A 4547-nucleotide genomic window follows, 5' to 3' on the forward strand; every position below is an offset into this window, starting at 1 on the left:
TCGCCGAAGTCGTAGCGGATACCGATCGCGGTGATCTTCTCGATGAGGTGGCGGTTCACCTCGTCGAAGTCCATCAGCTCGGTGAGCAGCCTGCGCACGGCCTGCGGGCCCGGTTCGGTGGAGTGCAGTTCCATCTGGGCGCGGGTGTTGTCCAGCACGTCCTCGGCGACCGGACGGCGTTCGGCCTGGTAGGTGTCCAGCAGTGTTTCCGGCGCCCAGCCGCGGACCTGTGCGGCCAGTTTCCAGCCGAGGTTGAAGGCGTCCTGAACGCCCAGGTTGAGACCCTGTCCACCGGTGGGCGGATGGATGTGTGCCGCGTCGCCGGCCAGCAGCACCCGGTCCACCCGATAGCGTTCGGCCAGCCGGGTGGCGTCCCCGAAGCGCGACAGCCAGCGCGGGGAGTGCACGCCGAAATCGGTTCCGGCGACAGCGCGCAGCTGTTGTCTGAAGTCCTCGAGGGTGGGCGGTTCCGCACGATCGCCGACTCCCGCGGCAGGCACTACGACGCTGTACGCGCCTTCCCCGAAGGGCCTGAGCCAGAAGCGCTTATTGGTCCTGCCGATCTCGGCCACCTTCGCGGCGATCTCCTCCTGCGGCACACCCACTTTCATCTCGCCCATGAGCGTCTCGGTGCGCGAGGGCTCCCCGGGGAAGCCGACGCCGAGCAGCTTGCGCACCGTGCTGCGCCCGCCGTCACAGCCGACGAGATAGCGCGAACGCAGCCGTTCGCCGTCGGTCAGCTCGACGGTCACGCCTTCGTCGTCCTGCTCGAAACCAGTCACCGCACCGCCGCGCCGGACCTGCGCACCCAGTTGGGTCGCGTTCTCTTCGAGCAGGCGCTCGATCACTGGCTGCGGGATGCCCAGCAGATAGGCGTGCGCGGAATCCAGGTTCTTGGGCGCAGGTTTGTCGATGGCGGCGAAGAGCCCACCGACCGGACGCCTTCTGCCGTGTTCGAGCATTCGGTCCAGTAGTCCGCGCATGGCCATCAGCTCAAGACTGCGCATGTGCAGACCGACGATGCGCACGAAGGACGGGGGCTCGGTTTCCTTCTCCAGAACGAGTACCCGCACATCGTGCAGCCGGAGTTCTGCGGCCAGCATCGCGCCAGTCGGCCCGCAGCCGGAAATGATCACGTCGAACATGAGGTGTTGCCTCTCGGGAGTGCCTTGTGGTGGAGGCGCTCCCGGCGACACCTACGTCAATCGCCCGACCGTGACGGCAAGGGGGAGCACCCACATCGATACAGCGTTCATGGGTCTCACCTCCTCGGGCGGCGTCGCGGTCGACTGCAAGCTACAAGCCCGGGCATTGCTCCGTCCAACCCTTTCCAAAGAGCGTGTGGCGCGATCCTTTTGAACCATGGCGATCCCGCCACTGTCAGCGAGCGATGCCGCGCGCGAGCCTGGTGGGCATAGGGAAGGGACACCATTCATGACTCGCATCGCCATCAACGGATTCGGCCGCATCGGACGCAATGTGCTGCGCGCGCTCCTCGAACGGGACAGCGCCCTGGAGGTCGTCGCCGTCAACGACCTCACCGAGCCCGCCACTCTCGCGAGGCTGCTCGCCTACGACAGCACGGCCGGCCGACTCGGCCGTCCGGTGACCGTCGACGGCAACACCTTGGTCGTCGACGGCCGTCGCATCACCGTGCTCGCCGAGCGTGAACCGGCGCAACTGCCGTGGGCCGAGCTCGGCGTCGACATCGTGCTGGAGGCCACCGGGCGGTTCACCTCGGCCAAGGCCGCCCGCGCCCACCTCGACGCGGGCGCGAAGAAGGTCCTCGTCAGCGCGCCCTCGGACGGCGCCGACGTCACGCTGGCCTACGGGGTCAACACCGACGCCTACGACCCGGACGTGCACACGATCGTCTCCAACGCCTCGTGCACGACCAACGCGCTCGCACCGCTCGCCCATGTGCTCGACGAGCTCGCCGGCATCGAGCACGGCTTCATGACGACCGTGCACGCCTACACCCAGGAGCAGAACCTCCAGGACGGCCCGCACCGCGACGCCCGTCGCGCCCGCGCCGCCGGCGTCAACATCGTGCCCACGACGACCGGCGCGTGACGTGACCCGCGAGGACGTACTGGCGGCCTACCGCTCCGCCGCCGAGGGGCCCCTCGCGGGCGTCCTCGAGTACTCGGAGGACCCGCTCGTCTCCTCGGACATCACGGGCAATCCCGCGTCGTCGATCTTCGATTCGGCCCTGACCCGCGTCGAGGGCCGCCATGTGAAGGTCGTCGCCTGGTACGACAACGAGTGGGGTTTCTCGAACCGCGTGATCGACACGCTGGAGCTCCTGGCCAACGGCTGACCGGGACCCGGACACGGACAGCCGCGCGTGACCGTCTTGGCCGGTGATGATCCTGGATGACAGGATCATCACCGGTCGAGTAGATGACATCGGCGTCGACGGGAGTCCGCATGGCCGCCATCCGTGGCATCGAGGTCGTCGTCTTCGATGTCCTCGGCACTCTCGTCGACGAACCGAGCGGGCTTCGAGCGGGGATCCGTGAAGCGGTGCCCGGGTCCGACGAGGCGCAGGTCGACGAACTGCTCGCGCTGTGGCAGCGGTACGGCGAACGAGAGCAGCAACGCATCGGCCAGGGCGACCGTGCGTACGCCAGCACCTCGGTCATCGACGCAGAAGCCGCTCAACTGGTCGCCGCTCAGGCCGCGTTCACCGATACGTCGACCGTGGCCCGGCTGGCCACGGCGGGGCGGCGACTGCCTCCCTGGGACGATTCTCCGGCCGGTCTCGAGCAGCTGTCCCCGCACTTCCCCGTACTCGGGCTCTCCAACGCCGCACACACCGTGCTGCTCCGGCTCAACGCCCACGCCGGACTCCGCTGGCACCAGGCCCTGTCCGCCGAAACCGTCCAGGCCTACAAGCCGGCCCCGGAGGTGTACCAACTCGCCCTCGACACCGCAGGATGCGCACCGGACCGCGTCCTCATGGTGGCCGCTCACGCCTGGGACCTGCGCGGAGCCCAGGCGAAGGGGATGCGGACCGCCTACGTCCATCGGCCCGTCGGGGAACCGCCGACGGACCACGACGACTTCGACGGACGGTTCGACGGACTGGACCAACTGGTCGGCGCGCTGACGGACAGGTAGATCCCCGGCCGCCATTTGCCGGTGGCCGGAGGGAGGCGCGCTAGAGGAACGGCGTACCGGCGTCCAACCCGGACAACACCCGCCCGTACAGCTCCAGATTGGCGGCGGGGTTGACGAAGGAGTGCAGACTCAGGGCGTTGAGGTCCCGCACGGCACGCTGGACCGGCACCTCCAGACGCAGCGACGACGCGCCGGATGCGGAACCGATCAGGTCCACGGCCTCCTTGCACAGCCGCGCCACATAGCCGGCCTGGGCCCGGATCCGGGCCCGTTCCTCCGGCGTGTACGGATTGCCGTCCGCGACCCGGGCGTCGATCAGCGACACGAAGTCGGCGGTGAGCAGTTCGGCACAGGAGATCTTCATCGCCGCCTCGGCGAACTGCAGGTGCGTCAGCGGGGCGGCGTGCTGCTGCTCGTGGATCGTGTAGGTGATGCCCCGTTGATGGATGCGCTCGCCGAACTCCGCCAGTGCCGCCCGGGCCGGACCGAGGGCGCCGGCCGCTGTCCAGGCGCAGAACAGCAGGAGGACGGGCATGCCGTAAAAGGGGTCGGCGCTGTTGCGCCGGGAGGGGAAAGATCCGCCCAGCAACGGCCCCAGGGGCAGCACTCGGTGGGCGGGCACATGGACGTCATGGGCGACGACACTGTTGCTGCCGCTGCCGGCCAGACCGGAGACGTGCCAGTCGTCGAGCACGTCGAGTTCGGTCATCGGGATGGCCGTCCACAGCAGATCCGGTGGGCCGCCCCCGGAGTCCGCGACAGCGGTCAGCAGGTGCCAGTCGGAGTCCTGGCAGCCGGTGGCGAACGGAGAGGTTCCGTCGACCACGTAACCGCCGTCCACCGGACGGGCCCTCGCCTTCGGTACGAGGGTGCCGCTGACCCGTACGTCGGGGCCGGTGAAGATCTCGTCCTGCGCCTCGTCCGGGAAGAGCGCCGCGATGAACGCGCACCCGGCCTGGATCAGCGCCATGAACCCCGTCGACCCGCACGCGGCGGAGACCTCGCTCAGTACGTCGACCTGCGTACGCACCGAGATCTGGTAACCGCCGTAGCGGCGGGGCACGTTCATGCGGGGGACCCCGGCGTCGGTGAGAGCCGTGACGACCTCGCCGGTCACCCGGCGTTCCCGTTCGGTGCGCAGGGCGTGCGAACGGATGAGAGGCTGGAGTTTCCGTACACGTTCGACGAGGTCGGCGTCCGAAGTCGGTGCGGATGAACCAGCCAAGGCAAGACCTCCGGGGCCCCGTTGCGCAGCGAACCCTCACCGTGACGCCGAACCTGCCGGGTGTCAACGTCCGCTTCCGGCCGTGCTGTTGATGCGATCCAGCCCGAGGTGAACGTGGGCCGTACCTCCGCCCCGCGCGCTCGGCCCCCCACCCGGCCACCCCTCCGCGAAAGGCTCCCCCCCCATGCATCGCTACGTT

General features: G+C 68.9%; 3 protein-coding genes and 1 pseudogene. 2 read left to right on the plus strand and 2 right to left on the minus strand.

The annotated features are described in order from the left end of the window. Positions 1 to 1145: FAD-dependent monooxygenase (locus JF597_RS52895; RefSeq protein ID WP_294014099.1), on the minus strand; the 1145-nt coding region annotated here is incomplete at its 3' end. Between the two features lie 289 nt (positions 1146 to 1434). Between JF597_RS52895 and JF597_RS52900 the strand changes: the two are divergent. Together JF597_RS52900 and JF597_RS52905 are read left to right on the plus strand one after the other, a co-directional pair. Next, positions 1435 to 2320 (plus strand): annotated as a pseudogene (locus JF597_RS52900) (type I glyceraldehyde-3-phosphate dehydrogenase). Positions 2321 to 2430: 110 nt separating this feature from the next. Further along, positions 2431 to 3123, plus strand: a complete 693-nt coding sequence (locus tag JF597_RS52905; RefSeq protein ID WP_294014101.1) for a haloacid dehalogenase type II — start codon at positions 2431 to 2433, stop codon at positions 3121 to 3123. Positions 3124 to 3163: 40 nt separating this feature from the next. Here the strand turns inward: JF597_RS52905 and JF597_RS52910 are convergent, their stop codons facing one another. Then, positions 3164 to 4348, minus strand: a complete 1185-nt coding sequence (locus JF597_RS52910) for an acyl-CoA dehydrogenase family protein (protein ID WP_294014103.1) — start codon at positions 4346 to 4348, stop codon at positions 3164 to 3166. Between the last annotated feature and the right edge of the window lie 199 nt (positions 4349 to 4547).

Origin of the sequence: Streptomyces sp. (assembly GCF_019510245.1) — a bacterium.
GTDB lineage: Bacteria > Actinomycetota > Actinomycetes > Streptomycetales > Streptomycetaceae > Streptomyces.